Here is a 3,676-nt window from a genome sequence, read left to right as displayed (position 1 = left end):
CGCGAAGATCGGCGGAATGACACCCGACGTGTTGAGCTTCAGCGGCAGATGCGAGGTATCGCCCTGGAACATGCGGTTACCGACCTGGCGCTTCGGGTACTGGATCAGCAAGCGGCGCTGGGCTCGCTCGAAGAACACGATGAGCGCGATGACGACGACGGCCAGCACGATGATCGCCAGGATCAGGCCGGTCGACAGCGCGCCGGTGCGACCAAGCTCCAGCGTGCCGGAGATGGCGTGCGGCAGGCCGGCGACGATGCCGGAGAAGATGATCAGCGAAATGCCGTTGCCGATGCCGCGCGCGGTGATCTGCTCGCCCAGCCACATCAGGAACATGGTGCCGCCGACCAGCGTGACGACGGTCGAGATGCGGAAGAACATGCCGGGATCGCTGACGATGCCGTTGCCGCCTTCCAGACCGACAGAAATGCCATAGGCCTGAACCAGCGCAAGCAGCACCGTGCCGTAGCGCGTGTATTGGTTGATGACCTTGCGGCCCTGTTCGCCTTCCTTCTTCAGCGCTTCCAGCGACGGGATGACCGAAGTCATCAGCTGCATGATGATGGAGGCGGAGATGTAAGGCATGATGCCGAGCGCAAAGATCGCCATGCGCTGCACGGCGCCGCCGGCGAACATGTTGAACATGCCAAGCACGCCCTTGCTCTGCGAAGAGAAGGCCTGGGCGAAGGCGTCGGGATTGATACCGGGAAGCGGGATGTAGGTGCCGAGGCGATAGACGAGCAGCGCGCCGATCGTGAACCAGATGCGCTTCTTCAAATCCTCCGCCTTGGCGAAGGCCGAGAAATTCAGATTCGAGGCTAATTGTTCAGCAGCCGAAGCCATGCCTGATTCTCCGCTTGGTAACGCTTGATGGCCCTGAGGTCAGGCGGCGCGTTTCACCGAAGCTCACGAGATAAGCTCCGGGCTCTAAACATGCAAGCGGCCGCGTTGACGCGGCCGCCTCGTTGAGCAGATCAAAGCGCAATCGTGAGCAAAAACGGATCCCACTCCTGCCGATCGCGCTTCAAATTGCCGTTACTCGGCAGCTGCCTTTTCCTGCGGCAGCTTGACCGAACCGCCGGCCTTTTCGATCTTCTCGATCGCGGCCTTGGAGGCGCCGGCGACGTCAAAGGCGAGCTTCGCCTTGATCTCGCCGTCCGAGAGGATGCGCACGCCGTCCTTGACGCGGCGGATGACGCCGGCGGCAACCAGCGATTCAGCCGTCACGGTCGCCTTGGCATCGAGCTTCTTGGCATCGATGGCCACCTGGATGCGGGCCAGCGACACGACGGTGAAGCTCTTGGCGAAGATGTTGTTGAAGCCACGCTTCGGCAGGCGCCGGTAGAGCGGCATCTGGCCGCCCTCGAAGCCGTTGATGGCGACGCCGGAGCGCGCCTTCTGGCCCTTGACGCCACGACCGCCGGTCTTGCCGGAGCCGGAGCCGATACCACGGCCGAGACGCTTCTTGGAGTGCGTCGCGCCGTCCTTGTCACGCAGATCGTTGAGTTTCATCTGAGTTCTCCTGCGCTCTGGCTCAGCCCTCGTCCACGACGCGGACGAGATGCTGGACGGCAGCGATCATGCCGCGCACGGAGGGCGTATCTTCCAGCGTGCGCTGCTTGTGCATCTTGTTGAGGCCGAGGCCGACCAGCGTCGCGCGCTGTTCCTTCGGACGGCGGATCGGCGAACCGATCTGCTCAACGGTGATGGTCTTGGTTGCTTTCTTGGCCATGGTCAAAATCCCTGGTCAGCTCGACTATTCTTCAGCCGCAACGGCGGTGCCGCGGCGGGCCTGAAGGGTCGAATACTTGATGCCGCGAGCAGCAGCCACATCCTTGGGATGCATCTGGCTCTTCAGCGCGTCGAAGGTGGCGCGAACCATGTTGTAGGGGTTCGACGAACCCATCGACTTGGCGACCACGTCATGCATGCCGAGCGTCTCGAAGACAGCGCGCATCGGGCCACCGGCGATGATGCCGGTACCTTGCTTGGCGGCGCGCAGCAGCACGCGTCCAGCACCCCAGCGTCCTTCGACGTCGTGATGCAGCGTACGGCCCGAGCGCAGCGGCACGAAGATCATGTCGCGCTTGGCCGATTCAGTTGCCTTGCGGATGGCTTCCGGCACTTCGCGCGCCTTGCCGTGACCAAAGCCGACGCGGCCCTTCTGGTCGCCGACGACGACGAGTGCTGCAAAACCGAAGCGACGGCCGCCCTTGACGACCTTGGCGACGCGGTTGATGTGGACGAGCTTGTCCACCATGCCGTCATCGCGTTCTTCACGATCGCGGCCGCGGCCGCCATCCCTACGTTCCTGTGCCATATCCTGTTCCTTGTTTTTTTCCGGAAGCACGGTTGCTGATAAGATCCGGTGCCTCGCCCCGAATAAATCGGGAAACGGTCACCGGGGGCGAAATCAATTCCTTCGCATAATCCCTATCCGAAAAGTCTGCAACTTTTCGGGACTATGCTTAGAAGCTCAAGCCACCTTCGCGGGCAGCCTCGGCGAGCGCCTTGACGCGGCCGTGATAGATGTAGGCACCGCGGTCGAAGACGACTTCCTTGACGCCGGCCTTGGTGGCGCGCTCGGCGATCAGCTTGCCGATCGCGGCGGCGGCGGCGGTGTCGGCGCCGGTCTTGAGCGAACCCTTGAGGTCCTTCTCGAGCGTCGAAGCGGCAGCGATGGTGTGGCCCTTGGCGTCGTCGATGACCTGCACGTAGATGTTCTTCGACGTGCGGTGGACCGACAGACGCGGACGCTCGCCGGCGACCTTCTTGATCTGACGACGGACGCGCTGCGCGCGGCGCTGCGTGGATTCCTTGGTACCCATGATGGTCTTCCTTGCCTTCAAAAAACGGGGGCCGCCATATGCGGTAGGCGAAAGCGCCTCCCGCGACCGCTCCCCGCGGCGTTACACTTCTTGGCTTGGCCTCAACTTCTCGAGGCCAGGCCCGCTACTTCTTCTTGCCTTCCTTGCGGACGATCTTCTCGCCGGCATAGCGGACGCCCTTGCCCTTGTAGGGCTCGGGACCGCGATACTCGCGGATCTCGGCCGCAACCTGGCCGACTTGCTGCTTGTCGATGCCGGCCACGGTGATTTCGGTCGGCTTCGGCACGGTAATGGTGATGCCGGCCGGCGTCTCATAGACGACGTCATGGCTGAAGCCAAGCGCCAGCTGCAGGTTCTTGCCCTGAAGTGCCGCGCGATAGCCGACGCCGGTGATCTCGAGCTTCTTCTCGAAACCGTCCTTGACGCCCTGCAGGATGTTGACGATCTGCGTGCGCGACATGCCCCACTTGGAGCGGGCGGTCTTGGTCTGGTCGCGCGGCAGGACAGCGATCTCGCTGCCTTCCATCTTGACCAGCACTTCGTCGTTCACCACGAACTTCAGCTCACCCTTGGGGCCCTTCGCCGTCACGGTCTGGCCGTTGACGGTCGCGGTCACGCCCTGCGGCAGCGAAACGGGTTTCTTTCCAATACGAGACATTTTGTTGTCCTCGTCACTTCTCTTGTTTCAGGTCTCTGTCTTCGGGAACGATCCGGAGACCGGATTCCACTTTGCGGTCAACTGCCAGATCAGAAGATCTGGCAGAGAATCTCACCGCCGACGTTCTGTTCACGTGCTTCATGGTCGGCCATCACGCCCTTCGGTGTCGAAAGGATGGCGATGCCGAGGC

At 62.6% G+C, this 3,676-nt stretch carries 7 protein-coding genes; all 7 read right to left on the bottom strand.

Going from position 1 to position 3,676, the window contains the following annotated elements:
• Positions 1-843: preprotein translocase subunit SecY (gene secY / locus EOB59_RS36565; RefSeq protein WP_245486702.1), on the bottom strand; the 843-nt coding region annotated here is incomplete at its 3' end.
• A 192-nt stretch (positions 844-1,035) separates the two neighbouring features.
• A complete protein-coding gene (gene rplO / locus EOB59_RS22000) occupies positions 1,036-1,512 on the bottom strand; it encodes a 50S ribosomal protein L15 (RefSeq protein ID WP_013531434.1) in 477 nt (158 codons plus the stop codon).
• 22 nt (positions 1,513-1,534) lie between these two features.
• The gene (gene rpmD / locus EOB59_RS21995) at positions 1,535-1,732 is read right to left on the bottom strand and encodes a 50S ribosomal protein L30 (RefSeq protein ID WP_006205449.1); all 198 of its coding nucleotides are present in this window, start codon (positions 1,730-1,732) and stop codon (positions 1,535-1,537) included.
• A 24-nt stretch (positions 1,733-1,756) separates the two neighbouring features.
• Positions 1,757-2,320, bottom strand: coding sequence for a 30S ribosomal protein S5 (rpsE, locus tag EOB59_RS21990; RefSeq protein ID WP_006333394.1), 564 nt, complete (start codon positions 2,318-2,320; stop codon positions 1,757-1,759).
• A 148-nt stretch (positions 2,321-2,468) separates the two neighbouring features.
• A complete protein-coding gene (rplR, locus tag EOB59_RS21985) occupies positions 2,469-2,828 on the bottom strand; it encodes a 50S ribosomal protein L18 (protein WP_027038735.1) in 360 nt (119 codons plus the stop codon).
• Between the two features lie 124 nt (positions 2,829-2,952).
• On the bottom strand, positions 2,953-3,486 hold the full coding sequence (rplF, locus tag EOB59_RS21980; RefSeq protein WP_127810386.1) for a 50S ribosomal protein L6: 534 nt from the start codon (positions 3,484-3,486) through the stop codon (positions 2,953-2,955).
• A gap of 89 nt (positions 3,487-3,575) precedes the next feature.
• On the bottom strand, positions 3,576-3,676 hold a 101-nt coding region (rpsH, locus tag EOB59_RS36560), incomplete at its 5' end, for a 30S ribosomal protein S8 (protein WP_245486703.1).

The organism is Mesorhizobium sp. M7A.F.Ca.MR.176.00.0.0, assembly GCF_004023165.1.
Lineage (GTDB): Bacteria > Pseudomonadota > Alphaproteobacteria > Rhizobiales > Rhizobiaceae > Mesorhizobium.
This window is presented reverse-complemented; position numbering and strand designations above follow the sequence as displayed.